The 25,886-nt window shown below is 36.4% G+C and carries 32 protein-coding genes and 2 pseudogenes; 27 read left to right on the forward strand and 7 right to left on the reverse strand.

Features of this window, described 5'->3' with window-relative positions; all coding sequences use genetic code 11:
- Positions 1–26 precede the first annotated feature (26 nt).
- The 13 genes from aimA to yodN all read left to right on the forward strand — a co-directional run bounded on the left by aimA (position 27) and on the right by yodN (position 13,994).
- Entirely contained in the window at positions 27–1,658 is a 1,632-nt protein-coding gene (gene aimA / locus LRP84_RS14740) for a glutamate/serine transporter AimA (protein WP_230575777.1), read from the forward strand.
- 176 nt (positions 1,659–1,834) lie between these two features.
- Positions 1,835–1,993: a YjcZ family sporulation protein gene (locus tag LRP84_RS14745; RefSeq protein WP_230575778.1), complete on the forward strand. Its 159-nt coding sequence runs from the start codon at positions 1,835–1,837 to the stop codon at positions 1,991–1,993.
- Positions 1,994–2,213: 220 nt separating this feature from the next.
- Positions 2,214–3,686: an NAD(P)/FAD-dependent oxidoreductase gene (locus LRP84_RS14750; protein ID WP_230575779.1), complete on the forward strand. Its 1,473-nt coding sequence runs from the start codon at positions 2,214–2,216 to the stop codon at positions 3,684–3,686.
- A gap of 853 nt (positions 3,687–4,539) precedes the next feature.
- Positions 4,540–5,850 (forward strand): aspartate aminotransferase family protein, encoded by a 1,311-nt coding sequence (locus LRP84_RS14755; RefSeq protein WP_230575780.1) that lies wholly within the window; start codon positions 4,540–4,542, stop codon positions 5,848–5,850.
- On the forward strand, positions 5,847–6,545 hold the full coding sequence (locus LRP84_RS14760; protein WP_230575781.1) for a 3-oxoacid CoA-transferase subunit A: 699 nt from the start codon (positions 5,847–5,849) through the stop codon (positions 6,543–6,545). Before LRP84_RS14755 ends, LRP84_RS14760 begins: the two co-directional genes overlap by 4 nt.
- Positions 6,530–7,192: a CoA transferase subunit B gene (locus tag LRP84_RS14765; protein WP_230575805.1), complete on the forward strand. Its 663-nt coding sequence runs from the start codon at positions 6,530–6,532 to the stop codon at positions 7,190–7,192. The genes LRP84_RS14760 and LRP84_RS14765 overlap by 16 nt, the downstream gene beginning before the upstream one ends.
- A 15-nt stretch (positions 7,193–7,207) precedes the next feature.
- Positions 7,208–8,476: a peptidase gene (locus LRP84_RS14770; protein ID WP_230575782.1), complete on the forward strand. Its 1,269-nt coding sequence runs from the start codon at positions 7,208–7,210 to the stop codon at positions 8,474–8,476.
- Positions 8,473–9,327, forward strand: a complete 855-nt coding sequence (ablB, locus tag LRP84_RS14775) for a putative beta-lysine N-acetyltransferase (RefSeq protein WP_230575783.1) — start codon at positions 8,473–8,475, stop codon at positions 9,325–9,327. The genes LRP84_RS14770 and ablB overlap by 4 nt, the downstream gene beginning before the upstream one ends.
- Positions 9,328–9,529: 202 nt before the next feature.
- A complete protein-coding gene (locus LRP84_RS14780) occupies positions 9,530–10,909 on the forward strand; it encodes a sigma-54 interaction domain-containing protein (RefSeq protein ID WP_230575784.1) in 1,380 nt (459 codons plus the stop codon).
- A gap of 247 nt (positions 10,910–11,156) precedes the next feature.
- Positions 11,157–12,575 carry a lysine 2,3-aminomutase gene (gene kamA, locus LRP84_RS14785; RefSeq protein WP_230575785.1) on the forward strand — a complete coding sequence of 473 codons (1,419 nt, stop codon included), beginning with the start codon at positions 11,157–11,159 and terminating at the stop codon, positions 12,573–12,575.
- The gene (locus tag LRP84_RS14790; RefSeq protein ID WP_230575786.1) at positions 12,572–12,844 is read left to right on the forward strand and encodes a YokU family protein; all 273 of its coding nucleotides are present in this window, start codon (positions 12,572–12,574) and stop codon (positions 12,842–12,844) included. The genes kamA and LRP84_RS14790 overlap by 4 nt, the downstream gene beginning before the upstream one ends.
- Positions 12,845–12,918: 74 nt before the next feature.
- Entirely contained in the window at positions 12,919–13,134 is a 216-nt protein-coding gene (locus LRP84_RS14795; RefSeq protein ID WP_098307280.1) for a YozE family protein, read from the forward strand.
- Between the two features lie 197 nt (positions 13,135–13,331).
- Entirely contained in the window at positions 13,332–13,994 is a 663-nt protein-coding gene (gene yodN, locus LRP84_RS14800) for a germination protein YodN (RefSeq protein ID WP_230575787.1), read from the forward strand.
- Between the two features lies 1 nt (position 13,995).
- Here the strand turns inward: yodN and LRP84_RS14805 are convergent, their stop codons facing one another.
- Positions 13,996–14,151, reverse strand: coding sequence for a DUF3930 family protein (locus LRP84_RS14805; RefSeq protein WP_230575788.1), 156 nt, complete (start codon positions 14,149–14,151; stop codon positions 13,996–13,998).
- 154 nt (positions 14,152–14,305) lie between these two features.
- On the opposite strand from LRP84_RS14805, the gene LRP84_RS14810 reads away from it, so the two are divergent.
- The 5 genes from LRP84_RS14810 to LRP84_RS14830 all read left to right on the forward strand — a co-directional run bounded on the left by LRP84_RS14810 (position 14,306) and on the right by LRP84_RS14830 (position 17,193).
- A complete protein-coding gene (locus tag LRP84_RS14810; protein ID WP_098307290.1) occupies positions 14,306–14,485 on the forward strand; it encodes a YozD family protein in 180 nt (59 codons plus the stop codon).
- Between the two features lie 232 nt (positions 14,486–14,717).
- Entirely contained in the window at positions 14,718–14,909 is a 192-nt protein-coding gene (locus LRP84_RS14815) for a hypothetical protein (RefSeq protein WP_230575789.1), read from the forward strand.
- On the forward strand, positions 14,909–15,727 hold the full coding sequence (locus LRP84_RS14820) for a serine/threonine protein kinase (protein ID WP_230575790.1): 819 nt from the start codon (positions 14,909–14,911) through the stop codon (positions 15,725–15,727). Before LRP84_RS14815 ends, LRP84_RS14820 begins: the two co-directional genes overlap by 1 nt.
- A complete protein-coding gene (locus tag LRP84_RS14825) occupies positions 15,709–16,467 on the forward strand; it encodes a sporulation protein (RefSeq protein ID WP_230575791.1) in 759 nt (252 codons plus the stop codon). Before LRP84_RS14820 ends, LRP84_RS14825 begins: the two co-directional genes overlap by 19 nt.
- Positions 16,468–16,539: 72 nt before the next feature.
- Positions 16,540–17,193: a phosphatase PAP2 family protein gene (locus tag LRP84_RS14830; protein WP_230575792.1), complete on the forward strand. Its 654-nt coding sequence runs from the start codon at positions 16,540–16,542 to the stop codon at positions 17,191–17,193.
- Positions 17,194–17,244: 51 nt separating this feature from the next.
- On the opposite strand, the gene LRP84_RS14835 is transcribed toward LRP84_RS14830, so the two are convergent.
- The 3 genes from LRP84_RS14835 to LRP84_RS14845 all read right to left on the reverse strand — a co-directional run bounded on the left by LRP84_RS14835 (position 17,245) and on the right by LRP84_RS14845 (position 19,239).
- Entirely contained in the window at positions 17,245–18,126 is an 882-nt protein-coding gene (locus LRP84_RS14835; protein ID WP_230575793.1) for a cation diffusion facilitator family transporter, read from the reverse strand.
- A gap of 211 nt (positions 18,127–18,337) precedes the next feature.
- Positions 18,338–18,652 (reverse strand): thioredoxin family protein, encoded by a 315-nt coding sequence (locus tag LRP84_RS14840; protein ID WP_098307302.1) that lies wholly within the window; start codon positions 18,650–18,652, stop codon positions 18,338–18,340.
- A gap of 20 nt (positions 18,653–18,672) precedes the next feature.
- Positions 18,673–19,239 carry a site-specific integrase gene (locus LRP84_RS14845; RefSeq protein WP_302850601.1) on the reverse strand — a complete coding sequence of 189 codons (567 nt, stop codon included), beginning with the start codon at positions 19,237–19,239 and terminating at the stop codon, positions 18,673–18,675.
- A 424-nt stretch (positions 19,240–19,663) separates the two neighbouring features.
- On the opposite strand from LRP84_RS14845, the gene LRP84_RS14850 reads away from it, so the two are divergent.
- Positions 19,664–19,999: a hypothetical protein gene (locus LRP84_RS14850; protein WP_230575794.1), complete on the forward strand. Its 336-nt coding sequence runs from the start codon at positions 19,664–19,666 to the stop codon at positions 19,997–19,999.
- 113 nt (positions 20,000–20,112) lie between these two features.
- Here the strand turns inward: LRP84_RS14850 and LRP84_RS14855 are convergent, their stop codons facing one another.
- The 3 genes from LRP84_RS14855 to LRP84_RS14865 all read right to left on the reverse strand — a co-directional run bounded on the left by LRP84_RS14855 (position 20,113) and on the right by LRP84_RS14865 (position 21,923).
- Positions 20,113–20,766, reverse strand: a complete 654-nt coding sequence (locus LRP84_RS14855; protein WP_230575795.1) for a BclA C-terminal domain-containing protein — start codon at positions 20,764–20,766, stop codon at positions 20,113–20,115.
- Positions 20,767–21,357: 591 nt separating this feature from the next.
- Positions 21,358–21,471 carry a YjcZ family sporulation protein gene (locus LRP84_RS14860; RefSeq protein WP_090913000.1) on the reverse strand — a complete coding sequence of 38 codons (114 nt, stop codon included), beginning with the start codon at positions 21,469–21,471 and terminating at the stop codon, positions 21,358–21,360.
- A 335-nt stretch (positions 21,472–21,806) separates the two neighbouring features.
- Positions 21,807–21,923: a YjcZ family sporulation protein gene (locus LRP84_RS14865; RefSeq protein ID WP_098917970.1), complete on the reverse strand. Its 117-nt coding sequence runs from the start codon at positions 21,921–21,923 to the stop codon at positions 21,807–21,809.
- Between the two features lie 259 nt (positions 21,924–22,182).
- Between LRP84_RS14865 and LRP84_RS14870 the strand changes: the two genes are divergently transcribed.
- The 8 genes and pseudogenes from LRP84_RS14870 (at position 22,183) to LRP84_RS14900 (ending at position 25,715) form a co-directional block, all read left to right on the forward strand.
- Positions 22,183–22,353: a hypothetical protein gene (locus LRP84_RS14870; protein ID WP_230575796.1), complete on the forward strand. Its 171-nt coding sequence runs from the start codon at positions 22,183–22,185 to the stop codon at positions 22,351–22,353.
- 26 nt (positions 22,354–22,379) lie between these two features.
- Positions 22,380–22,861 (forward strand): annotated as a pseudogene (locus LRP84_RS14875) (ArpU family phage packaging/lysis transcriptional regulator).
- Positions 22,858–23,396: pseudogene (locus LRP84_RS14880) on the forward strand (site-specific integrase). The pseudogenes LRP84_RS14875 and LRP84_RS14880 overlap by 4 nt, the downstream one beginning before the upstream one ends.
- 167 nt (positions 23,397–23,563) lie before the next feature.
- Positions 23,564–23,857 (forward strand): stage V sporulation protein S, encoded by a 294-nt coding sequence (locus tag LRP84_RS14885; protein ID WP_230575797.1) that lies wholly within the window; start codon positions 23,564–23,566, stop codon positions 23,855–23,857.
- A gap of 227 nt (positions 23,858–24,084) precedes the next feature.
- A complete protein-coding gene (locus LRP84_RS14890) occupies positions 24,085–24,267 on the forward strand; it encodes a hypothetical protein (protein WP_230575798.1) in 183 nt (60 codons plus the stop codon).
- 24 nt (positions 24,268–24,291) lie between these two features.
- On the forward strand, positions 24,292–24,426 hold the full coding sequence (locus LRP84_RS22470; RefSeq protein WP_302850600.1) for a hypothetical protein: 135 nt from the start codon (positions 24,292–24,294) through the stop codon (positions 24,424–24,426).
- 2 nt (positions 24,427–24,428) lie between these two features.
- Positions 24,429–24,836, forward strand: a complete 408-nt coding sequence (locus tag LRP84_RS14895) for a hypothetical protein (RefSeq protein ID WP_230575799.1) — start codon at positions 24,429–24,431, stop codon at positions 24,834–24,836.
- Between the two features lie 699 nt (positions 24,837–25,535).
- A complete protein-coding gene (locus LRP84_RS14900) occupies positions 25,536–25,715 on the forward strand; it encodes a hypothetical protein (RefSeq protein ID WP_230575800.1) in 180 nt (59 codons plus the stop codon).
- The last annotated feature ends 171 nt before the right edge of the window (positions 25,716–25,886 follow it).

A 25,886-nucleotide genomic window follows, 5' to 3' on the forward strand; every position in this document is an offset into this window, starting at 1 on the left:
CTATAATAGAAAAGGAGTAGATTGGGATGAATTCTATGCACAGGAAGATGGGGACGTTTGCCCTTACTATGACGGGGCTCGGTTCCATGATTGGTTCAGGATGGCTATTTGGAGCTTGGAGAGCTGCAGAAATTGCGGGGCCAGCTGCTATATTTTCTTGGATGATTGGTATGGTCGTTATTTTATTTATTGCATTGTCTTATGCAGAACTTGGAGCTATGTTTCCTGAAACAGGAGGAATGGTAAAGTATCCGCAATATTCCCACGGTTCATTGGTTGGATTTTTGGCAGGATGGGCCAATTGGATTGCAATTACTTCTACGATTCCAGTAGAAGCCATTGCTTCAGTTCAATATATGAGTACATGGCCGTGGAAATGGGCTAGTTGGACACATTCGCTTGTACAAGATAATGTATTAACATCTAAAGGATTACTCGTTGCATCTGTATTACTTTTCGTATATTTTTTCCTAAACTATTGGACAGTTAACCTTTTTGCAAAGGCAAATTCTTGGATTACGATATTTAAAATTATTGTGCCTGGAATTACTGCTGGTGCCTTGTTATTTGTCGGATTTCAAGAAAGTAACTTTACAACTTCACAGGGTATGGCACCATATGGATGGGCAAGTGTGCTCACGGCAGTTGCTACTTCTGGAATTGTATTTGCTTTTAATGGATTTCAAAGTCCAATCAACATGGCCGGTGAAGCGAATAAGCCGAACCGCTCTATTCCAATTGCAGTTATTGGATCAATTTTGATTGCTACAGTTGTATATATTGTACTGCAGGTTGCCTTCATCGGAGCAATAAATCCGGTGGTAATTGCAAAAGGATGGAATCATTTGAATTTCAATTCTCCGTTTGCTGATTTGGCAATTGCACTCGGAATGAATTGGTTAGTTATTTTACTGTATGTCGATGCGTTTATCTCTCCATCTGGGTCTGGAACTACTTATACTGCAACAACAGCTCGTATGGTTTATGGAATGGAGAAAAATGGTTATCTTCCTAAAAAATTAGGTACTTTACACCCTGTGTATGGTGTTCCACGTCCAGCTTTAATTTTGAACTTATGTATATGTTTTCTTTTTTTAATATTATTTCGTGGATGGGGCGTTTTAGCTGAAATTATTTCAGTTGCCACGTTGATTTCTTACATTATGGGACCAATTGCACTGATGACATTACGGAGTACAGCGGGTCATTTATATCGTCCATTTCGTTTAAAAGGAGCTAATTTTATTGCTCCGTGTGGATTTGTTTTTGCATCGCTCACTTTGTATTGGGCACGCTGGCCGCTAACAGGCGAGGTATTGTTCATCATGGCAATTGGATTACCGATTTATTTTTATTATCAGTATAAAAATAAATGGCGCGGATTTAAAAATCAGTTCCGTTCGAGCATTTGGTTAATTGTATATTTACTATGTATGGTAACGATTTCCTATCTTGGAAGTTACAAATTTGGCGGAATGAACATAATACCATATGGTTGGGACATGCTTCTTATTACAGTAATAGCGCTTGTTTTTTATTTTTGGGGAGTAAGAAGTGGAAGTTATACAGAATACATGATAGAAGCTGAGAAAATTAATGGATGTTTATCAGATCAAGACGATAAGAGTGAATTTTCTTCTAAAAGTCAAGCGATGTAAATCGTTATCATTACCATATTTATAGTAATCCCACATTTAAAAATGACAGTAGATGAAATCTCTAGCTAAGCTGGAGATTTTTTTTATTTCTAGGCAAACACACATACAAAATGAGGTTTGTCCTACATATTTTGTATGTGTAAACTATTTTAAATAGATGTAAGGAGTGAAAAACTATGTGGGGTTATGGTGGAGGATATCCAGGGTATGGCTGTGGATATGGTTACGGTGGTTTTGGCGCTGGAGGCTGTGGAGGCTGTGGTTATGGCTTTGCGATCGTTGTTGTGTTATTTATTTTACTAATTATTATTGGAGCTACTTGCGTGCGCTTCTAGTTATTTAGAAAGAGCGTCATGGTGAACCGATTAATTATACATTAATCGGTTCTTTCTTTTTTAAAATCCTTATTTAACCAAAAAACAGAGTAAAAATAGTTTTTTTACGAACATTAACGTTGTTATTATGTAGATGATTCGTTAAATCCGTTGACATTCCAAATAGAACATGGTACTTTTAGTAAGGGTTTTCTAAGGAATGCAATGGGGGGATGAATACATGAATACGAACTATGATGTAATTGTTGTAGGTGCAGGTCCTGCTGGAATTTTTACTTGCTATGAAACAATTGTTAAAATGCCAGATGCAAAAGTGCTGTTAATTGATAAAGGACATGATATTTATCGTCGTAATTGTCCGATTCTTCAGAAGAAAATAACAAAATGTCCACCTGCTGCTGGAAAGAAAGAGCATGCAGGATGTTTACCAGCATGCTCAATCACAAATGGCTTTGGCGGTGCAGGAGCATATTCAGATGGGAAATTTAACATTACAAGTGAATTCGGTGGTTGGATGACAGACTATTTATCTACATCGACTGTAATGGATTTAATCAAATATGTGGATGAAATTAACTTAGCACACGGTGCAACTACTTCAATTACAGATCCATTAACAGATGAAGTTCGTGATATCGAAAAACGCGCTTACGCAGCTGGATTAAAACTATTGCGTGCACAAGTTCGTCACTTAGGTACAGAACAAAACTTAGAAATTTTAAAAAGTATTTTCGAATATTTAAAAGAGAAAATCGATATGAAATTTAAAATAGAAGTAGACGACATTGTAACTGAAAAAGTAGAGAACGAACATGTCGTACGCGGCATTGTTTTAAAAGACGGAACAATGCTATCTGCGAAAAAAGTAGTAATTGTACCAGGACGTGACGGATCTGCTTGGTTAACAAAAATTATGAAAAAGCGCCGTTTAAAAATGAACACGAACCAAGTTGATATTGGTGTTCGCGTTGAGACTTCAAACATTGTGATGGAGGAAATCAACAAGCATCTCTATGAAGGGAAATTCGTATTCAATACATCTGTCGGAACTCGAGTACGTACATTCTGCAGTAACCCATCTGGTCACGTTGTTGTTGAAAACCACTCCGGTATTATGACAGCGAATGGTCATGCGTACAAAGATCCTGCGCTTGGCAGTAATAACACGAACTTTGCGCTCTTAGTATCACATCAATTTTCAGAACCATTCGATCAACCGAACGAATACGCACATGAAGTATCACGTCTAGCAAATCGTATTTCAATGGGCGGAGTTACGGTACAAAAGTACGGAGACATTTTAAAAGGTCGTCGTTCTACACCGAAGCGTATTCAAGAAGGTTTCCTTGAGCCGACATTAAAAGAAGCAGTACCAGGTGACTTAGGTCTTGTATTGCCATACAATACAATGAAAAGTTTAATTGAAATGACAGAAGCATTGAATCACGTCACACCAGGTATTGCATCTGAACATACATTATTTTACGGCGTAGAAGCGAAATTCTACTCCGCAAGACCAAAACTGACCGAATATTTTGAATCTGAAATTTCTGGCTTATACTTAGGCGGAGACGGTGCTGGCGTAACACGCGGACTAGCGCAAGCAAGCGCATGCGGCGTTCACATCGCTCGTAACATTGTGGAACATTTAACGAGTAAAACAGAAAAAAGGGAAGAAGTTGTAGTGGGGTAATATATAATAGAAGAAAAACGATCTTATTATAAGATAAGATCGTTTTTTTTTTGATATTTCACCAACTAAACGACATGACTATTAAAAGTGTTACATACAATGGGGATTATGTCTGTTTTGTAATATATCATAATTTAGAGTGGCTTTTAATGAATGATATACTTCATATCAATTCATTGTAGCTCAGCTTCTAATAAGCGTTGTACAGCTATTATAAACATTTATGACCCTAGCAATAATATTTTGGAAAACAGTAAGAATTAGAATACACCATGTAATTTGGCGTTTGCAAACGTTGGGATGTAAGAGAAAGTGGAAGTATTAAAAAACTGGATTAGGGGATTAAATGTGATTGTTATACCACCCTATGGTTCTTTGCCATAGGGTTTTTTATATTTTGTACTAAGAAACAATACGATTTCTATTTCAAGAATTAAAGGAAGTAGATGGTTGTCTGCTGGAAGATTTTTCTTTATCGAATTTTGTCTAAATTTATTTGAAAGTATACGAGATAAAGTGAAGAAGAAGGAAGGAGATTTACTAGAGGAATGTCGAAGTTTACACATTAACAGCATGTTTTCACTTCGAATGTTATTTTAGAAGAGAGGAGTAAGAGGGATTTTTTAGTTTCTGGTTGTGTTTGTGTAGGAGGGGGATGTAGAGAGAATATTGTTTGCTTACATTTTTTTGTTTCTGAAATTTCTTTCTATTTAATTTTTATGCACTTATTTTTATATTCTATAATAATGACTTTTTAATAGATTCACTGCATAGGCAGAGAGTTCTTTTTTTATGAGAGAAAAGTCGATTTTTTTCACATTTACATATGAGTCGAAGAAACGGGGGAAGCGTCATGCGTGATTACTTAATTAAACCACTTGTTGGTCAACCTTATCCGATGATTTCGCATGGGGAAGGTGTATATTTATATGATCAAAACGGTAATAAATATTTTGATGGTTCGTCAGGGGCAATTACGGCAAGTATCGGACATGGCGTAAAAGAGATTGCAGAAGTTATTAAGCAGCAAGCAGAGGAGATTGCATTTGTATATCGCTCGCAGTTTACGAGTGAGCCGGCAGAGAAGCTTGCGAAGAAGCTAAGTGATTTAAATATGGGGGATTTAAATTGGAGCTTTTTCGTTAATAGCGGTACAGAGGCAAATGAAACGGCAATGAAGATTGCGATTCAACATTTTCAAGAGCGTGGTATTCAAGGGAAAAATAAAATTTTGTCACGCTGGATGAGTTATCACGGAATTACGATGGGAGCATTATCATTGTCTGGGCATCCGCTGCGTAGGCAACGCTTTGTTTCCATTTTGGAAGATTATCCGACATTACCAGCACCGTATTGTTTCCGCTGTCCAGTACAAAAGGTGTATCCGACATGTCAACTTGCATGTGCAACAGAGTTAGAGAGAGCAATTGAACGTATTGGGGCGGAGCATATTGCGGCATTTATTGCTGAGCCGATTATCGGTGCAGCTGGGGGAGCAATTGTACCACCGAAGGATTATTATAAAGTGATTAAGGACATTTGTGAGCATTATGATATTTTATTTATTGCTGATGAAGTCATGACAGGACTTGGCCGTACTGGTGCATGGTTTGCGATGGAACATTGGGGCGTTCAGCCGGATATTATGACGCTAGGAAAAGGATTAGGAGCTGGTTATACACCGATGGCGGCAACTATGGTAAGTGATCGCGTGATGGAACCAATTTTGCGCGGTTCTCGTTCTGTAATGAGTGGGCATACATTGAGTGCAAATCCACTTTCCGCTGCGACAGCTTTAGCGGTGATTGAATATACGGAGAAGCATCGTTTACCAGAAGCGGCTGCTGAAAAAGGAGAGTATTTAATCGCAGGACTGCAAAAGGTGCAGCAAGAATCGACAATTATTGCTGATGTACGCGGGAAAGGTTTGATGATTGGAGTAGAATTGCAACCGTTTACAAAAGCATCTGAACTTATTTCGGTTGCGGCGAAAAATGGCCTTCTTTTATATCAAGCTGTATCAGGACAAGCAGGTAAGGAAGATAGTGCATTGTTAGTTGCGCCGCCGCTTACTACTACATATGAAGAGCTTGACGAATTACTTCATATTTTTGCGAAAAGTGTAGAGGAAATAGCTCAAAAAGGAGGGCATAGTATCGTATGACAACTATTACAAATGCATTTGGGAAATTAAAAACCATACAAGATGTTATGCCATATTTTCATGATGAGATGACACTTATGTTTGGAGGGTTTGGAGGCATTGGCTCTCCTCCCTCTTTAATTCAAGCAATTTTAGATAAAGGAATTACAGATTTGCATTTAATCGGTAATGATACTGGTTTTCCTGATGTGGGAATTGGCCGCCTTGTGACAAATGAGCGTGTAAAGTCGTTAATTACGTCGCATATCGGTTCAAATCCAAATGCAGGACGACAATTAAATGAAGGAAGATTGCATATTGAATTTTCTCCTCAAGGTACATTAGCAGAACGAATTCGAGCTGGTGGTGTCGGGCTTGGTGGTGTTCTTGTTGATGTTGGGATGGATACGATTGTAGAAGAAGGGAAACGAACTGTTGAAATAAATGGGAAGACATATTTAATTGAGACAGCATTAACAGCAGAAGTGTCTATCGTGTTTGCGAAACAAGCAGATCCTTTTGGTAATCTTGTGTTTGATAAAAGCGCACGCAATATGAATCCACACGTTGCAATGGCTGGAGATATTACGATTGTGGAGGCTGAAGAAATTGTTCCGCTTGGGGCGCTGAATCCAGAAGAAATTATAACGCCTGGTGTATTTGTTGATTATATTGTTCCATCGGGAGGAGTGAATTGGAAATGGGCATGGGAGTAGAGGTTCGCAATAAAATTGCAAAGCGCGCTGCAAAGGAAATTCAAAACGGAATGATTGTTAATTTAGGGATTGGCATTCCATCTCTTGTTCCGAATCATTTGCCAGATGATATGCATGTTATGTTTCATGCGGAAAATGGCATTGTTGGTATGGGGCCGACACCAGTAAAGGGCGAAGAGGATGAAAATTTATGTAATGCGGCTGGATTGCCAACATCAATTATTGATGGGGCTAGTTATTTTGATAGCAGCATGGCATTTGGGATGATTCGAAAAGGGTTGCTTGATATTACAATTCTTGGGTCATTGCAAGTAAGCGAAAACGGAGATTTAGCGAACTGGATTGTACCAGGTAAGCGTGTACCAGGTATTGGCGGGGCAATGGATTTAGCACAAAAAGCAAAGCGTGTTGTCGTTGTGATGAATCACGTTGATAAATATGGGAACGCGAAAATTGTTTCGGAGTGTACACTTCCGCTTACGTCAAAACGATGTGTTGATGTAATTATTACAGAAATGGCAGTAATGGAAGTAACGCCGGAAGGTTTAGTGTTGCAAGAATTAATGAGTCCGTACACAGTAGAAGATGTAAAAAAATGCACAGAAGCTGCTTTTCATGTGAGTCCATCTTTACTAGTGATTGAATGAAAGGGGATGTAACAATTGGAGCAATATAAAAAACAAGTGTGTGAATATATTGAAACTCATGAAAATATGAGTGTGAAATTATTAAAACGATTAATTCAAGAGAAAAGTACGAGTGGGGATGAAAGCGGCGCGCAGGCAGTTGTGATTGAAAAGTTGCGTGAACTTGGTTTAGATTTGGATATTTGGGAGCCTTCATTTACGAAAATGAAAGATCATCCATATTTCGTTTCACCGCGTACAAACTTTACTGATAGTCCGAATATTGTGGCGACGTTAAAAGGAAGCGGCGGCGGAAAGTCGATGATTTTAAATGGCCATATCGATGTTGTACCTGAAGGAGATTTGAACCAGTGGGATCATCATCCATATGCAGGAGAAAAAATTGGAAATCGTATATATGGGCGCGGTACAACAGATATGAAAGGCGGTAATGTTGCGCTCATGCTGGCGATGGAAGCAATTATAGAAACGGGAATTCATTTAAAAGGAGATGTATATTTTCAAAGTGTAATAGAAGAAGAAAGCGGCGGCGCAGGTACGCTTGCGGCACTTTTACGAGGTTACGAGGCAGACGGTGTAATTATCCCAGAGCCGACAAACATGAAGTTTTTCCCGAAACAACAAGGTTCAATGTGGTTTCGTTTATTCGTAAAAGGGAAGGCTGCTCATGGTGGCACACGTTATGAAGGTGTGAGTGCCATTGAGAAAAGTATGCTTGTTGTAGAGCATATGAGAAAGCTAGAAGAAAAACGAAATGAAAGGATTACAGATCCGTTATATAAAGGAATTCCAATTCCGATTCCGATTAATATTGGGAAAATTGAAGGTGGCAGTTGGCCGAGTTCTGTTCCTGATTTCCTTACTTTAGAAGGCAGATACGGCGTTGCGCCGAATGAAAGTATAGAGGGCGCAAAAATAGAGTTTGAAAATTGGGTAGAACAATTAAATAAAGTAGATCCATGGTTCATAGATCACCCAGTAGAAGTAGAGTGGTTTGGCGCACGTTGGGTTCCAGGTGAATTAGAGGAAAAGCATCCACTTATTACAACGCTGAAGGACAATTTTATGCATATTGAAGGCACAGAGCCGATTGTTGAGGCAGCGCCATGGGGAACAGATGGTGGTTTATTTACACAAATCGCCGATATTCCAACTATCGTGTTTGGTCCAGGTGAAACGAAAGTTGCCCATTATCCAAATGAATATATTGAAATTGACAAAATGATTGCGGCGACAAAGATTATTGCATGTACATTACTAGACTGGTGTGAGGTGGACGAATGAAATATTATGAAGAATTTGCAGAACAGACGAAGGACTATACAGTAGAATACACGTTAGATTATTTTAATAAGCGTATTCGTGTTGATCATTATAAAGGAAATGTTGAGCAAGTAATGTGTAAAGTGGAAGAACTCGCAAACTCTCATTCTTTCACTAAATTAATTATAAAAGGAAAAAGAGAGCACGTTCCAGCGTGGCTCTCTCTTGGCTTTATGCTTGAAGCTAGTATTCCGCAATACTTCCAAGGGCATGATGCGTATTTTATGGTGAAATATCGGGACGATGAACGCCGGAATAGTGTGCAGTGGGTGAAGGAAGATGAAATTATAAGTGGTGTAATTGCGAAGAAAGTAATAGAAAAGGAAATACCAGCACAGTTTGTTTTGCGAAAAGCGACGGAACAAGATGCAGAGCAGCTTGCGGACGTATTTGGAAAAGTATTTGAGGTTTACCCAACACCTTTGAACGAAGCAGACTATATCGTGAAAACGATGAAGGAAGATACGATTTATTACGTGTATGAAATGGAAGGAAAGATTATTAGCACAGCTTCAGCAGAAATGAATGTAAAAGAAGGAAATGCGGAGTTGACAAATTGCGCAACATTACCAGAGTATCGAAAGCATGGATTCATGAAAAGCTTACTTATGAAGTTAGAAGAAGAGCTGCGAGATAGATCTATTTTTTGTTCGTATACAATTGCACGGTCGCTTTCTTTTGGTATGAATGCAGCGTTTTATCAGCTTGGATATACGTACACAGGCAGATTGGCGAATAACTGTTATATTTTCGATAAATTAGAGGATATGAACGTTTGGGTAAAAGATTTATCCCGTATTAACGAGCAATAAGCCCCTTACTGAGGGAAGTTTTACTTTATCTCGTATTTAATAGACATTACAGAATAGAAATAACGGTTCATAAAGAATCAATTTATTCAACTTCCATAAGTTGGGGATGAAAAGCCCTTGCTGATGGGAGTTTCATTTTACCGGTAGGTGCTAAAAATTCGGCACGATAATTGCTGATTTTTTAGCAAAGGAGGGAAATGCGTTGCTGGCGATTTCAACACAAGAAGTGATTGAAGCAATTTTAAGTAGTATTGATGAAGCTATTCATGCAGTAGATGAAAATGGGGTTACGATTTTTTATAACACAGTAGCAGCAAAACATGACGGATCAAATGTAGAAGATGTACTTGGTAAGTATTTATTGGAAGCGTTTCCTTCGTTAACGCCAGAAACGAGTACATTGCTAAAGGTACTGCAAATGAAAAAGCCAATCCTACATCAAGTGCAGCGATATCAAAATCAAAGTGGGAAAGATGTTTATACGGTAAATACAACGCTTCCGATTTTTATAGAAGGGCGCATTGCTGGCGCTGTTGAGATTGCAAAAGATTACTCTACCATTCAAAAGCTGACAGAAAGTATTGCTGATTTGCAGTCAAAAATGAAGCGATCACCAGCGAAAAAAACACCGTACAGGCATGTAGCATTTGATACGATTATAACGAATGATAAGCGCTTTTTGCAGACGAAACAGCTTGCACACAAGGTTGCTACCACTAATGCGAACGTACTCATTTACGGTGAAACGGGAACGGGAAAAGAGCTGTTTGTTCAAGCGATACATGAAGCTTCGAAAAGAAGAAATAATCCATTTATCGCTCAAAACTGCGCTGCTTTGCCAGAATCATTACTTGAAAGTTTACTGTTTGGAACAACAAAAGGTAGTTATACAGGTGCCATAGAGCGCGCAGGCTTATTTGAGCTTGCGGATGGTGGTACGTTATTTTTAGATGAATTAAATTCGATGCCTTTAGATTTACAAGCAAAAATGCTTCGGGTATTGGAAGATGGTGTCATTCGCCGTATCGGTGATAACAAAACAAGAAAGGTTGATGTACGCGTTATTACAGCAATGAATCAGCCGCCGGATGAGTGCCTTCGTGAAAATAAAATTCGTACGGATTTATATTATCGATTAAATGTGTTTTCTTTATTTATTCCACCGCTTCGCGAGAGAAAAGAAGATATTTTATTGTTAGTCCCGCACTTTCTGAAGGCTTATAACATGGAATATATAAAGCATGTGATCGATATAGATGAAGATGCGAAAAAGCAATTGCTTCAGTATCATTGGCCAGGTAACGTGCGTGAATTAAAGCATATGATAGAACATGCGGTCATTGTTGCAGAAGGAAAAACACTCACGTTATCTTGTTTACCACGTTCGTTTCGACAAGTGCCGCATCCGCAGAAAAAGCCGATATTACCGCTGCGGGAGGCACTTCATGAAACGGAAAAAGAATTAATTGAACAAGCAATGTTAGAAACGAAAGGAAATGTTCTACAAGCTGCAAAGTTGTTAGGTATTCCAAGACAAACTTTGCAGTATAAATTAAATAAAAATGCGAAAGCTGCCGAATAATTGGCAGCTTTTGTGCATTTGCACCAATAAATGAGTGCTTACATATATAGAAAGTAAAGAAAATTCTGCTTTTTCTGCGAATTATTTTTATTTTGTTTTTTTATAAAATGATATTTTTATAGTAAAGAAACGTGTAATAGCAAGGTTGTACTAGTAGAGATAAATAGAAATTTAGATTTAATAGTTATAATTGGCATGGTTATTGCTTTAATAAATAGCGAGCGTTTGAAAAAAAGGGGGAATTGCAATGTTACACGACGTATATAAACCAAATCGTCATTGGAAAGAAATTGAATTATGGAAAGATGTTACAGATGAGCAATGGAATGATTGGATTTGGCAATTAACAAATACAATTAAAACATTAGATGATTTAAAGAAAGTAATTAATTTAACACCGGAAGAAGAAGAAGGTGTTAAAATTTCAACAAAAACAATCCCATTAAACATTACACCATACTATGCATCCCTTATGAATCCAGATGATCCGCGTTGTCCGATTCGTATGCAATCTGTACCGATTTCAGAGGAGTTATATAAAACGAAGTATGATTTAGAAGATCCGCTTCATGAAGATGAAGATTCACCAGTTCCAGGATTAACACATCGTTATCCAGACCGTGTTCTTTTCTTAGTAACAAACCAATGTTCTATGTATTGTCGCTATTGTACACGCCGTCGTTTTAGTGGACAAATTGGAATGGGTGTTCCGAAGAAACAATTAGACGATGCAATTGCATATATTCGCGAAACGCCGCAAGTTCGCGACGTCTTAATTTCTGGCGGTGATGGTCTCCTTATTAACGATAATATTGTAGAGTACATTTTAAAGAACTTACGTGAAATTCCGCATGTGGAAATTATCCGTATTGGAACGAGAGCTCCTGTTGTGTTTCCGCAGCGTATTACAGAAAATCTTTGCAATATTCTTAAGAAATATCATCCAGTTTGGTTAAATACACACTTTAATACTTCTATTGAGATCACAGAAGAATCAAAACTTGCTTGTGAAATGCTTGCAAATGCAGGTGTACCACTTGGTAACCAAGCTGTTATTTTAGCAGGTATTAATGATAGCGTACCGATTATGAAAAAATTGATGCATGATTTAGTAAAAATTCGCGTGCGTCCTTACTATATTTATCAATGTGACTTATCTGAAGGAATTGGCCATTTCCGCGCACCAGTTTCTAAAGGTCTTGAAATTATTGAAGGATTACGTGGACATACTTCTGGTTATGCAGTGCCAACATTTGTTGTAGATGCACCGGGCGGCGGTGGCAAAATTGCAGTTCAACCAAACTACATTATTTCACAAAGTGCTGATAAAGTTGTTCTTCGTAACTTTGAAGGTGTAATTACAACGTATCCAGAGCCAGAGAATTATGTGGCAGGCAGAGCGGAAGGATACTTTAAAGAAATTTATCCAACTTACGAAGAAAAGCGTTCTGATGTTGGAATCGCAGGACTGATGAGCGATAAGAAGTTTAATCTTGTACCAGAAGGCTTGCAGCGTATGAATCGCCGGAAAGATTACGAAACAAATACAACACATGCCTCATTAAAAGATAAACGTGATAAGCGTGACCAGTTGAAGGATAAAAAATATCAAGCGCAAATGGCAAAACTAGATGAGAGCACAAAAACTGAGGGAGATGCAGTATGAGATGTATGTGGTGTGAAGGTGATGAAGCAATTGAAAGTGTAAACACTGTATACTGGGAATTACCAGATGGAACACAAACAGTTACAATTGAAGAAACGCCTTGTATCGCATGTCAAAATTGCGGAATGCATTATCAATCAGAGGATATTGTGAAAGAAATTGAAGATCATCTCTTTTTGATTTATACGAAAGATTTGCCAAAACAAGTCACTTATACAGAACTCATGGGGCGTCCGCGTTTACTAAAGCGAAATTATTTTGATTTTTAACCGGCATTTTTATGCTGGTTTTTTTCTTGTTTGCCTTGTATAATGTAGCCAAGTTAGAAAGGCAGGGAATATTGTTGAAAAAGTCATTTTATCACTATATGATGAAGCACCGTGCTTCTTTGCTGAAAGATGAACTATCAGACTTGGCAGAAACAATGTATGAGGACCATAGTTTTCCAAAACAATCGGAGGATTATGATGAGATTAGTTCATATTTGGAATTAAGCGGTTCACTAGAAAGCATGGCCATTTTTGATCGTGCCTGGGAATTATATATGCAAGAACGATAGAGTGAAATGTCTATTTATAGGCCGTTTTACCACTAGTAATTTTCAGTTTATGTTAAATACACTCCAATAGAGGAGTGTATTTTTTTATAAAAAAATATTCAATTATACAACCTCATGTGATAAGCGTTTTTGTAGTGGGCCGCATATACTGTTAGCGTCACATACTTAAAATCACGACTTAAAAAGGAGAGAGAGAAATGACGAGAAAAAAGCAGCCCAAATATAATATAGGAGATATAGTCGTGATTACGTTATATGGTACGGTCGGTAAAGTTACAAATATAAAAATGCTAGACGGTGTTTATGTATATGAAGTGAACAATCACGATGGATTTTACGTAGAACATACATTGCAGCTTGTGACAGAACAAGAGGTAAAAGATGGCGAATTAGAATGGATTGAACTGCGCTATAAATTTACATTCGGCGATCTTGTTCAAGTAACAGGCTATGAAAAAGATGTATTTCGCGTTGTTGGATACCGGACGGAAGTATGGCGTTATAAAAATGATGCTTGGGAAGACACGATTTATGAATTATCACGTATTACTGATGGTGAGTGGCTAGAAGCGGATGAATCAGATTTGGCGCTTATTGCGAATGCACAAACAGCAAATGCAATTTTAAAGAAGATAAAGCAAGATAAGGCGGGAATGAATAAGCTCGATCTAGGTAAATTAAAGTCTATTAATAACTCGAAAAAAGTAAGTATAAAAACGAATCGAAAAGAAATTATCGACGGTTTATTAGATATTTTTAATGATTACAGAACATTATATGAAACATTTCAAGATGAAGAATATAAGATTGTGATGGAAGTTGTACGTAACTATTTAATCAAATTATCTGAGAAAAAATAATCTAGAAAGAGAGTAGAAATTGAAAGAAAATATAAGCTGTATATGGTATGCCTACAATCGTTAAAAATATAATAAATATAGAAATAAGCTTGTCCACCCATTCATCATCATGTATGAACTCTTCTTTTGCATGCGTCATTTCTTCTTTATATTTCATTGCGTTTTCCTCCTTTATATAGCTTGTACTACATCCTATGCAAAAATTTCTCTGCATATAACCTACATATCTAGTATGAAAAGAAAAATGTTTTTCTATTCTTATACATAAATTCTATTTTTTTTCATAAAACAGAATTAAAGGGGTGGTGCTCATGAAGGAAATAGAAGTCGTGATTGATACGGAAGAAATTGCGGAATTTTTTTATGAGCAATTAATTGTGAGAGGGTATGTACCAAAGCGCGAAGAAATTGAAGATCTTGCAGATATTGCGTTCGATTATTTGTTAGAAAAATGTATGATTGATGAAATATTTGATGAAGATGATGAATGAAAGTAACGACGGGACAGACTCGTCGTTTTTTATATCGTCCATCGCTTGTCCATGCTTATCCCGCTATTTGTGGGCGGTAAGCCCCCCCTTAAGATTCTAAGAAAAGCGAAGAAGGATAGGCGGGAGATACAGAAAGCCCCACTGATGGAAGTTCTACTTTGTAAAACAGCTATAACTATATCGTGTTGTATTTGGTATAATAAAAGTGAAAATTTTTTGAAGAGGTGAAGTGATGTTCAAAAAAATTATTGATTCTTTACTAGGGAATAAACATAAGCACCGCTCTTACTCCAGTAGTGATTATCGTCATCGTCATCGTTCGTATTCTAGCAGCGATCATCATAAGCATCATCCATCTCATGGGTATGGGCATCATCATTATAAAAGAAAACATAAAAGTCGCAGTTTTTTCTCTAGTAGTTGATGAATTTTCAAAAAGTATTGGCGTGGTTTGATCGACCGCTGTCCAGCGATATTGTCGTTGCACAGCGGTATCAAATTCAGCGTATTCTTGGTATGGGAAGTTATGGTTTTACGTATCTTGTTACTGACCTGTTGTCTGGTGAGGAAAAAGTATTAAAACAACTTCGAAAAAGTAAACAGCGTTATACATCAGGTAGGAAATCGTTTACATATGAGCAAACGATTTTACAGCAGTTAGAGCACCATGCAATTCCTTGTTTCTTTCATAGCTTTATATGGAGAAAAGAACCATTTTTTGTGATGGAGGAAATGTGTGGGAAAACATTTGAGGATTTTATTTTTCGAGATGGAGAAATGTATACAGAGAAAGAAACTTTTCTTATTTTATATAAAGTGCTTCATGTTGTTTCCTATTTTCATAGTCAAGGTATCGTTCATCGTGATTTACGAATTCCTAACATTTTAATGAGAGATGATGATATATCTATCATTGATTTTGGATTAGCTCGATTTATCGGTGAACATGATGAACGTGCTCAATCTTATAAAGGTGAACAAGCGTATATGCGTGAAATTCATTATCGTAGTGATTTTTATGCCTTAGGTCATTTTGTTTTGTTTTTGTTGTATTCTAGTTATGAATCTTCAAAAGAAGAGCAGCCTTGGTATAAAGAATTAACATTATCAGTAAATAGTTGTGATGTAATCATGCGGATGCTGCAAATGAAAGAGCCGTATTATGAAAGTGTACAAGAGCTAATAGAAGATGTGCGTTGTATAATAGAAAGGATGGGGAATACATGTTCCAAAAGTTTTTAGCAAGTGTTGGTATTGGTAGTGCAAAAGTTGATACTGTGTTAACACAAGAGGAGTGGCTCATTGGGGAAGAAATTACAGGGGTTGTACATATTACTGGTGGATCAGTAGAACAAGAAATTGATAGTATTTATTTAACGTTATCTACTACATATATTCGTGAAGTGGATGATAAAAAAATGAGTTCAACATATGATTTAAAGAAAGTTCGTTTAACAACTCCAATTACAATTGGAATAAACGAAAAACGAGAAATCCCATTTTCTTTTCCAATGCCGATTGAAGTACCGTTAACATTTGGTATGAAAACCGTTTGGGTACATACTGGTCTAGATATTAAACGCAGTATTGACCCGAGTGACCGTGATTATATTCAAGTACTTCCAAATATATTGTTAAAAAGTGTGTTAGATGCAGTCCAAAATCTTGGATTTCGTCTTCGTCAAGCGGAATGTGAAGAACTTCCATATCGTTTGCGTGATCACGTACCATTTGCACAAGAATTTGAATTTGTTCCTGTATCTGGACAATATTACGGAAAGCTCGATGAATTAGAGATGCTTATCATACCGCGCTCGTACGATAGCCTAGAAATTGTGATGGAAGTAGACCGAAAAGCACGAGGCCTTGCTGGATTATTTGCTGAGGCTCTAGATATGGACGAAAAAGTTTTACGTTTCACAGTAAAGCGTGAAGACATTCCAACAATGCAGCAAAAAATTAACAATTATATTTCTCGATAATGCATGCATAAAAAAGAAATGGAGGGGGAAAATAAAACATCCCCTCCATTTCTATATAGTGAGGTTATGCAGATGAAGAGATATCGACATTTATATACGTTACTATTTGTTTTGCTCATTTGTTTTATCGTGTTGTCTTTTTCTTATCAAACATCTTTCATTGATCAGTTTGATAATGCAGTGAGTAATTATATACAAAGCTTTCGTAATGAATATCTTACTTCTTACTTTATATGGATGTCTTATGTTGGATCGAAAAAGGTATATTTTCCTGTATTGTTTATTCTGCTTATGTATTTCTTGATTCGAAGACGATATATGGCAGCGATCTTGTTAATGATAAATTTTTACGGTTCGCGCTATATGAACTATATGTTAAAACTATGGTATGAACGACCAAGGCCTGATATATCACAACTTGTTACTGCGACAGGTTACAGCTTTCCGAGCGGACATTCGATGAATGCTGTTGCATTTCTTGGGTTTATTGCATATATTACGATTACCGAACACCGCCTACAATTGCATCAAAAAATATTACTTATTTTCATTTCCTGTTTTCTTATTTTTTCCATTTCTATCAGTCGTATATATCTAGGTGTACATTATCCTTCTGATATTTTAGCAGGTTGGGCTGCTGGGGGAAGTTGGCTTGTTTTGTGTATCATGTTTCATCAAACATTTATCCCGCACTCAGCGGATAGCAAACCTTCTGTATCAAGATAGTAAGCAATCACAGGAGGGAATAATGAAAGCTTCACTTTATGCAAAAAGAACCTATGTGAGCATAGGTTCTTTTTGCATTGGTTCCACATGAATATGTGTGTACCAAATATTGTGATTGAGTTGCAACTTTTCTTCAATTTCATCGGTAATACGGTGACTTTCACTTACCTCCATGTGTGCATCTACTTCAATTGTAATATCAACATAAGTTTGATTTCCATACATTCGCGCTCGAATATCCACAATGTGTTCGACGCCTGCAATTGTTTTTACTGTTTCAATGTATTTTTCCATATTGTCTGGGTCAATACCATCTGTTAGCATATGTGATGCTTCTTTAAAGATGTCCCATGCAGTTTTACAAATAATCATACCAACGATAAGTGCTGCAATTGGATCAAGAAGTGGCATTTGAAACTGTGAACCTAAAATACCAACAAATGTCCCAAGACTTACGAGAACATCAGATAAATTATCTTTCGCTGCAGCTTCTAGAGCTTTACTTTTTGTTTGTTTTGCAATTTTACGATTATATATGTATACGCTATACATAACAGCAGCGCAAAATAAAGCAATCCAAGCTGCGAGTAAATTGGGTGTCGTTTGTTCTTCCTTGAAAAAGGATTGAACAGCATTCACAATAACTTCTAATCCGACAGTCATCATGATAAAGGACGCGACGAGTGAAGCGATTTGTTCAGCTCGTGAATGACCATATGGGTGATCAAGATCGCGAGGCTTTCGAGAAATTTTTAATCCAATTAAAACAGCTAGTGATGCTCCAATATCGGTTAAATTATTAAGACCATCTGCACGTAGTGCGCTAGAAACAGCTATGTAGCTTATTACGATTTTAATGGTTGACAAAAAAATATATGCAGCAATGCTTAGCATTGCCCCTTTATCAGCGGCTTTGTTAGAAAGTGACTCCATGTTTTTCACTCACCTTTCTTTCAAAGATTCTCTATGTATAAGCGTATCAAATGAAAGTCGTGTGGGTCTATACAAACATTGTTGTGTACTTTTAGCTTTTTGAGGAAGAGAGAACATTGTTTCGTGAGGGCAAAAAAAGTTTGCTCATAAAAAAGACAGAAAAAAGCGCTTAGGTATATCTAAGCGCTTTTTGTATGCTATTCATACTATTTTAATATACTTCTAAAAACTCAGTAACTTGCTCTTCTGTCTTTGCATTTGCACTATGTAAATGTCCAAGTTTTTCACCGTTTTGGTACACTAATAAACTTGGGATTCCCATTACTTGATATTCCTCAGCGATACTTGGGAACTCATCTTTATTAATGGAATACCATTCAAATTTATTGAACTCTTCCATTACATCATCGATAAAGTTGTCCATACGTACGCAATCTGGGCACCATGTTGTGAAGAACTTAACTACTACTGGATTTTCCTTTGCGATAAGATCACGAAACTCTTGTTCAGACTTGATTTCTTTCATGTTTTTGACTCCTTTCAATGTTAGACGAATTTGCTAGTATTTTTATGCAAAACTCGTATTTGCAAACATAAGTGTTTTTGAAATAGATTGTTTGCAAAATCTTCTACTGTTTTTTCTTGAAGACTAGGCACAACGTGAGAATAGGTGTCTAATGTGAAGCCTATTCTTTTACGTCTCAATCGCTCACTTACAATCTTTGGATGAATACCTTGTTTTAGTATTAAAGTAGCATAGGTATGCCAAAAATCGTGAAAGTGAATATTAGGAACTTCACTTTTCTTTATAAGCTTTTTCCATAGATGTGTCAAACTTTTGAAATTGCAAGGATTTCCGTCAAAGGTAGGGCATACCAAGTCAAAGTCATTATATTTACTTCCATAGCGGTCTTTATCTGTATTTATTCGGTTAAGTTGTTCTTCCGAAGCGTGTAATGTAATTTCAGGAATAACAATTAATCGTTTACTAGAAGAAGTCTTAGGCTCATGAAATTCTTTTGTGATATGAGAAAGAGAACAATTTATGGATAGAGTTCTTCTTTCACAGCCAATATCCTTCCATTGAAGCCCTAAATATTCAATATATTTGATGTTTAGAATTGGTCTTACTAAGAATGATGGGAAAGGATGGTGGAAATAAAACTGAACAAAAGCGTTATTTTAGAGAAAAAAGGCAGTTAGGGAATCCTGACTGCCACAGACTTAAAATTATTTTCATTATGTAATTTAGATTAATATCCCATATAAAGTGAATATAACTGCTATTAGAATTAAAATTTCAAATAAAATCATAGAATGTTTTTTCTCTGGTTTTTGAAATTCTTTTATCAAGCCAAATATTGCACTTATACCGAAAACAATATATAGGCAGATCATTATGGTTTCTGACATTTTTAACACTCCTAATAATTGGTTAATTATATTATACAGTTATTCATTTAAATGTTAAGAAATATTGATGAAAATTAAGGTGAATTTAAACAAAATAGTTATCTTGTAGAAAAGGGGAACGAAAATGAAAGAAAACATGCTCTATAAAATAAAAGCACAAAAGGTAGATAACTCTATTAATATAACTGCAGAAACAAGTAATGATGTTTCTTTAGAAGAAGCGATTGAAATAGCGAAGAATGATGTATTACTTTCACCATTAAATACTTATCGTAATTTTATAGTGGAGCCGATTTACACAAAAGAAGAATGGGAAGAAGGAACAGTATCATTTTGCCCAAGATGCGGTGCTAACACCCGTGAATACGGGATTGGACAAGGTGGTAGTTTTGATTGTTATGAGTGCAGCACAACATTAGAAGCTTATGTATATCACACTCATGATGAAGATGAAGATTAAAACAAAATCCTTATTTTAATTAAAAGAGCAGCTAGCAAAAGCTAACTGCTTGTTGAAAAAAGAATCCACTCTAGATTATTTACTGCCAGAGTTTCAAGAAATAAGTGATTAAATTAATTTAACTTTTCAATTACAATCGAAGCATTTATATTTGTTTGAGTTCCACCTGCCAAAGTCTGCAAAGTAACTGCAGCAGCGGAAGTGTGATTATTAAGGGTAAGAGTATCACCTGCGGCTAAAGTGAGAACTGTTTGCCCATTGTTTTGTTGAGTACCTGCACCTGATCCATAAACGGAGTTGGTAACGGGAGCCCCATTTAAAAAGAGGGCAAATTGATTAGACTCAACTCCTGATACAGAAAAAGAAATTTTATAATCTCCAGCATTAATAACCATGATCTGAGAAGTTCCAGGAGTATGAGTAAAACCAGGTGTTATTAAACCATTTGAATTAAAAAGAATAGGTGCTTCTAAGGCAACAACTTGAGCTGCTGTATTGAATACATAAGCATACTGGGATAAACCAGATGCTGTAAGTCCAGTTGCTCCAGTTGCTCCGGTAGGTCCAGTTGCTCCGGTAGGTCCAGTTGCTCCGGTAGGTCCTGTCGCTCCAGTTATTCCGGTAGGTCCAGAAGGTCCCGGAGGTCCACCAGAAGGTCCAGTTGCTCCGGTAGGTCCTGTCGCTCCAGTTATTCCAGTGGGCCCTATTTGAGGTAAAGGAAAGGCACATGGAAAGGGTATGTGACAATCCTTTTTAAATTCACTCATTTTGACACCTCCCTTATAAATTAACTACCAATTAATATTTATACTTTAACAACTTATGAGTAAACAGACACACGGGTGTAAGGAAAAAACCTATAATAATTACATAAAAGGTTTTAAGAGCAAGCCTTTATTTCACATTCCATACCAAAAAGAGCACTATATATAAGTGCTCTTCGGATCAAAGCTCTTAGTGTAAAAGAGTACGTGATACTAAATGTAATTTTTTCATGGGCGTGAAGTATTTGAACAAAAAAGCTATTAGTAGGGAACAAGTTTAAAAGGGAACAACACTTGACATGTTAATAATTATGACTGAAAGTTACTTTCATATTACCATTATTGGGATTTTAATTCCAATAATGGTTGTTGAGAAATAAAAAATTATTTGGCACAACAAAGCAGCTAGCTGAAGTAGCTAACTGCTCCATTGTACGCTTTTAGAAGTAGCATAGGATACAACTATAGTATAAATGGATATCGAAATATTATGCAGGAAAGAAAACTAAACAAAAATTTCATTTTGTAGTAAAGTGAGGGGAAAGTACTGGGCAAATAAATAAAGACACCCGAATTGAGTGCCTTCTCTTAGCCTTAGCAGCCGAATCCACCTCCGAAACAACTACACCCGATTATGATTAATAGGATAAATAGCACAATCAGTAAGGCGAATCCGCCACCAAAACCACCACAACCAGCGAAACCCATGATCTATTCCTCCTTTTAGTGAGGAAACAAACTATGTGGGCTGTCGTTATAGATATTCCAGCGGATTTACATTACATTATGTGACATGGATCTAAAGAGTGCATGTATGTAAAGAAAGTTAATTTAGCAGTTCTAATTACAATTTGAAGAAGTTGCATTGAAAAGAGCAGCTAGCAAAAGCTAACTGCTCACCCTTGGAGAGGGAAAGATAGGCCTACAAGATACAAGTACATGGGATAGCCTAACTGTAGTATGTGCAGATGGAGAAAAATTATGCGGATGGAAGTATCAATTCAATAGGAAAAGACACCCAAATCGAGTGTCTTCTTTTAGCATCAGCAACCAAATCCACCTCCAAAACAACTACACCCGATTATGATTAATAAAATAAATAATACAATCAGTAAGGCGAATCCGCCACCGAAGCCACCACAACCAGCTCCAAAACCCATAATATATTCCTCCTTTTGATGAGGAAATAAACAATGGTAGCTGTAGTTATAAGTATTACGGCAGATTTACATTATATTATGTGGTGTGGAGTTAAAGAGTGCGTGTCTATTTCCAATGAAAAATCGGCTTTTTAAACAAAATAATCCTTTGAATATAGTCCGGCTGGAAAACCAGAGGACACCAAATTACTAGAGCAGTAGCTTATTTGCTGCATAGTGATTGGTGTCCTTTTTATTTTATAAAAGGGAGATGTGAAGAATGAAGGCATTAAAAGGCCAATTACGTGAGTGGAAAAAACAATCTCAGCAGATGAAAAAGAAAAATAAGAAAAAACGAAAGGAGCAGCTGAGCAAACGTGACATTGAGGATTTAATGGGGATTCGTGGGCCACGATATGAACGTCGTCGTGGAGCGTTGAGACAGAAGTAATTAAAAATAAAAAGGAGTGGTCTTACATGACTAAACAATTATCTTTCTTACCAAAAATCGATAGAGCAGCAACACGGGAACGTTTGGAAGGTGTTCTTGAAAGTGTACGTATATATAGACAGTTTGGAATGATTCGTCGAGAAATGAAAGTCACTCCTTCTTATGAAGCTCGTGAGCACTGTCCGACAAATACAGTTGGTAATCCATTAGAAGATATTGCAGTAGCAAATTTACAGCAAAATAAACGTGAAGAATGGCTTGAAAAGATGTCATTTCATATCGACCAGGCATTAAGTCGTTTCGGTCACAGTCAAGTAGGAAAGAACCAAAGAGATATTATTATCAAACGATACCTTGAAGATGAAGATGTATGTAATTATATGGTTTATAACGAAATTGGAATGAGTGAACGTACTTATCGACGTGTTAAGGCACGTTCTATAAGCTTGCTTTTGCTCTTAGACTAGAAGTTTACGAGCAAGAACAAACTGGAGGTGATGAACAATGAACTTTGTTCAACCAATACGTGATCCGGAGCAAATACAGCAGATAAAAGAATATCTGAAAGAAAAGAATGAACGTAATTATATTCTGTTTGTAATGGGAATCAATACAGGCTTACGTATAAGCGATATTCTAAAGCTGAAGGTTGGTGACTTAAAAAGCAGTCACATCTTAATGCGTGAAATGAAAACAGGTAAGCAGAAACGTATTCAAATTACTGCAGCATTAAGAAGAGAGTTGAAGTGGTTCATTGAAGAGAGAGAAGATCATGAGTACTTAATTAAAAGCAGACAAGGTAGTAACAAACCGATCGTAGTATGGCATACAAAATACTTAGAAGTACAGCAGCAGAGTTTGGTTTAGATGAGATAGGAACACATACATTACGTAAGACGTTTGGATATCACATGTACATGCAGACAAAGAACATAGCGTTGCTTATGGAGATATTTAATCATTCATCAGAAAGAGTGACACTTAGATATATAGGGGTAAACCAAGATGCAATGGATAGAGCGATGACTAAGTTTAAGATTTAGTAATTTGCTTTTTATTTATGTAGATGGGCAGGTACAACATAAAAAGTATAGAATAAATACATTCAATAGTATTGTTTGCTTTGGATATGAATATTAGTTAAAGGTACGTTAATTACATTCTAGTCAGTAACCAAAAAGGTGATTAAATAACAGAGGGAGCAACTTACATGGAAAATATATTAAAAGTATCATCAAAATCAAATCCCAATTCAGTTGCAGGCGCAATTGCAGGCGTATTAAGAGAAAGCGGTAATGCAGAAATTCAAGTGATTGGAGCTGGCGCTATAAATCAAGCAATTAAAGCCATTGCTATTGCAAGAGGATTCGTAGCTCCTAGTGGTATTGACTTGGTTCTTATTCCAGCGTTTCAAGAGATTTCAATCAATAATCAAGAAAGAACAGCAATCAAATTAATTGTAGGTCCTAGAAAATCTAGGTCTTACAAGAGACCAACAATATAAGAATATTTGAAAAGGCCGATAGAATTCGGTCTTTTTCTTTTTTACTTATAGTTAACCATTTTTATTGTGTTGTGTAACTCAAAAAACTAAGTCTTATAAAGTTACGTGTATCAAGGGGTCCAACGTTCTAGTCAGTTACACACAATATAAGATATGGGTAACTCAAAGGAAATATTTTACCCTGTACATTCTAATGATAGAATATTAGATAGCAAGTGGGGAGAATAATGGAGAAGAAAAAGAGAGCTGATGAGGAGAAGGATGAAGAAAAAACGAATGGAGACGAGGTGGAAGTTATAAAAGAAGAGGATATAAAGAAAACTTACAAGCCAGTTTTATATTCATATGAAGTACCTCAATTCTCTAAGACATTAATTGAGGCACAAAAGGCATGGCATGAACAAAACTGACCAATTATCGAGGCACAAAATGCAATGCGTGAGCAAATCCAACCAATAATAGAGATGTATAACAATATTGATTGGGATTTAATGCGTGAAGTAGCAGCAGAACAAATAAAAGAATTGGAAGAGGTATTAATAGAGCAAGAAAAAAATTTTGGTGTTTAGATATGGATACTGTGGCTGCTATAGTGGATGGGGAGATAACAAAAGGTGATTTATCAGAATATGTTGATGAAAATCTTGAATCATATGTAATAGAAATAATTCAAGATCCCATATATGAACTTCATGCAACTCTAATCCAAGAAACTTATGAGGCATATAAAGTTGGGTTTTATAAATTGTGTGTGATTCCACTTTTTGCAGCAATTGAACATGTTGTTGCATTGTGGTATCTGGGATATATAAAAGAGGATATGGTATTTGTTAATCATAAACCCGATGTATGGGGAATTAAAAATAAAATTGATCCTGAAAAATATAACCATATAGAAAAGGAAAATTCAAATAAATTTTTGCACTATCTGTATTCCGAACATATAGGAAAATATTTGATAATATACCAGACCAATTAAGTCAGGGACTAAATCGCAATGCGATAGCACATGGTTATCACGATTACGATTCTCTTTCTAAGACAGATGTACTTAAATTGTTTCAGTTGCTCAAGTCCACCTTGATATTAAAATCTTTTGAATCAAATAAAGTGGCAGAGTCGTGACCGTTTTTTGACCGCAAATGTACCGGTTGTACGATTGAATGCACCACACTTTTCAAAATGCTGTATACGTAAAAGAGTCTATATTATTATGGGCTTTTTTATTTTGCCGCTCTTTTTTATTTCCGACAAAAATAGGGACAAAATGGGGGATAATTTTTGGGGTTTTTCAAAACAAAATCAATATTACGCTATACCTATACAGTTCTTTGAAAAAAGAATACTGTGGGGATAGCGTCGCCCCGTTATCAAAACGTTACCGGAGAACGAGCATGGGCGGTAGGAACCCGCGATTAGGGTGGTAAGATTCCCTTACTTGAATTATTGAAGTTAATTAAAATAAATTTAGACAAATTAAGACATATTCCAGTGCGGCGAGTGTGATAATAATCGTATTCGTCATACTGTTTTGCATCTCATTGAGCATAGTTACACTAATGCTATGTTTAAAAAATGTAAAACCACCATCTTGGAAATGACTTGCAACATTTCCATTCGTTCTGATGAATTCAACATTTGCAAAATGTAAATTAAATTGGTGAAAGGAGTGGGATGGATGATTAAACAACAAGGTTATGATGAGTTAGAACTTCATGAAGGAGAAACGTTGACTCAAGCTTTGTTAAAATTGAATGAGAATACTCGTCGAGAGTCTGAAGCACAATACGTTGAGATTCATCAAGTTGTACCTCATGGCAATCAGCGTTTTACAGTAATACTTAATGTATATAAGTGATGAAATAAAAAAGGCATCCATAACGGGTGCTTTTTTATTTTGTCTTGTAATTCTTACTTTTAATGTCTATTGCACTAGATGCCCAAACGTAAAGGCATGCTAATGTTAATAGTGCGCGTATCCAGCTAAAGTCATTGTCTATAAAAATCTTTGAAATGAATAGAACTGCAT

It is taken from the genome of Bacillus rhizoplanae, assembly GCF_917563915.1.
Classification (GTDB): domain Bacteria; phylum Bacillota; class Bacilli; order Bacillales; family Bacillaceae_G; genus Bacillus_A; species Bacillus_A rhizoplanae.

What these genes read in the sequence shown, in the direction of transcription:
- LRP84_RS22470 (WP_302850600.1), top strand. Translation starts at nt 24,292, where the DNA reads ATGCGTGAGCAAATCCAACCAATAATAGAGATGTATAACAATATTGAT.
- LRP84_RS14840 (WP_098307302.1), bottom strand. Translation starts at nt 18,652, where the DNA reads ATGAAAGAAATCAAGTCTGAACAAGAGTTTCGTGATCTTATCGCAAAG.
- LRP84_RS14830 (WP_230575792.1), top strand. Translation starts at nt 16,540, where the DNA reads ATGAAGAGATATCGACATTTATATACGTTACTATTTGTTTTGCTCATT.
- LRP84_RS14750 (WP_230575779.1), top strand. Translation starts at nt 2,214, where the DNA reads ATGAATACGAACTATGATGTAATTGTTGTAGGTGCAGGTCCTGCTGGA.
- ablB (WP_230575783.1), top strand. Translation starts at nt 8,473, where the DNA reads ATGAAATATTATGAAGAATTTGCAGAACAGACGAAGGACTATACAGTA.
- LRP84_RS14765 (WP_230575805.1), top strand. Translation starts at nt 6,530, where the DNA reads ATGGGCATGGGAGTAGAGGTTCGCAATAAAATTGCAAAGCGCGCTGCA.
- LRP84_RS14755 (WP_230575780.1), top strand. Translation starts at nt 4,540, where the DNA reads ATGCGTGATTACTTAATTAAACCACTTGTTGGTCAACCTTATCCGATG.
- LRP84_RS14805 (WP_230575788.1), bottom strand. Translation starts at nt 14,151, where the DNA reads ATGAAATATAAAGAAGAAATGACGCATGCAAAAGAAGAGTTCATACAT.
- LRP84_RS14895 (WP_230575799.1), top strand. Translation starts at nt 24,429, where the DNA reads ATGGATACTGTGGCTGCTATAGTGGATGGGGAGATAACAAAAGGTGAT.
- LRP84_RS14745 (WP_230575778.1), top strand. Translation starts at nt 1,835, where the DNA reads ATGTGGGGTTATGGTGGAGGATATCCAGGGTATGGCTGTGGATATGGT.
- LRP84_RS14825 (WP_230575791.1), top strand. Translation starts at nt 15,709, where the DNA reads ATGTTCCAAAAGTTTTTAGCAAGTGTTGGTATTGGTAGTGCAAAAGTT.
- LRP84_RS14860 (WP_090913000.1), bottom strand. Translation starts at nt 21,471, where the DNA reads ATGGGTTTCGCTGGTTGTGGTGGTTTTGGTGGCGGATTCGCCTTACTG.
- kamA (WP_230575785.1), top strand. Translation starts at nt 11,157, where the DNA reads ATGTTACACGACGTATATAAACCAAATCGTCATTGGAAAGAAATTGAA.
- LRP84_RS14810 (WP_098307290.1), top strand. Translation starts at nt 14,306, where the DNA reads ATGAAGGAAATAGAAGTCGTGATTGATACGGAAGAAATTGCGGAATTT.
- LRP84_RS14870 (WP_230575796.1), top strand. Translation starts at nt 22,183, where the DNA reads ATGAAGGCATTAAAAGGCCAATTACGTGAGTGGAAAAAACAATCTCAG.
- LRP84_RS14900 (WP_230575800.1), top strand. Translation starts at nt 25,536, where the DNA reads ATGATTAAACAACAAGGTTATGATGAGTTAGAACTTCATGAAGGAGAA.
- LRP84_RS14890 (WP_230575798.1), top strand. Translation starts at nt 24,085, where the DNA reads ATGGAGAAGAAAAAGAGAGCTGATGAGGAGAAGGATGAAGAAAAAACG.
- LRP84_RS14885 (WP_230575797.1), top strand. Translation starts at nt 23,564, where the DNA reads ATGGAAAATATATTAAAAGTATCATCAAAATCAAATCCCAATTCAGTT.
- LRP84_RS14760 (WP_230575781.1), top strand. Translation starts at nt 5,847, where the DNA reads ATGACAACTATTACAAATGCATTTGGGAAATTAAAAACCATACAAGAT.
- LRP84_RS14835 (WP_230575793.1), bottom strand. Translation starts at nt 18,126, where the DNA reads ATGGAGTCACTTTCTAACAAAGCCGCTGATAAAGGGGCAATGCTAAGC.
- aimA (WP_230575777.1), top strand. Translation starts at nt 27, where the DNA reads ATGAATTCTATGCACAGGAAGATGGGGACGTTTGCCCTTACTATGACG.
- LRP84_RS14820 (WP_230575790.1), top strand. Translation starts at nt 14,909, where the DNA reads ATGAATTTTCAAAAAGTATTGGCGTGGTTTGATCGACCGCTGTCCAGC.
- LRP84_RS14850 (WP_230575794.1), top strand. Translation starts at nt 19,664, where the DNA reads ATGAAAGAAAACATGCTCTATAAAATAAAAGCACAAAAGGTAGATAAC.
- LRP84_RS14855 (WP_230575795.1), bottom strand. Translation starts at nt 20,766, where the DNA reads ATGAGTGAATTTAAAAAGGATTGTCACATACCCTTTCCATGTGCCTTT.
- LRP84_RS14790 (WP_230575786.1), top strand. Translation starts at nt 12,572, where the DNA reads ATGAGATGTATGTGGTGTGAAGGTGATGAAGCAATTGAAAGTGTAAAC.
- LRP84_RS14815 (WP_230575789.1), top strand. Translation starts at nt 14,718, where the DNA reads ATGTTCAAAAAAATTATTGATTCTTTACTAGGGAATAAACATAAGCAC.
- LRP84_RS14865 (WP_098917970.1), bottom strand. Translation starts at nt 21,923, where the DNA reads ATGGGTTTTGGAGCTGGTTGTGGTGGCTTCGGTGGCGGATTCGCCTTA.
- yodN (WP_230575787.1), top strand. Translation starts at nt 13,332, where the DNA reads ATGACGAGAAAAAAGCAGCCCAAATATAATATAGGAGATATAGTCGTG.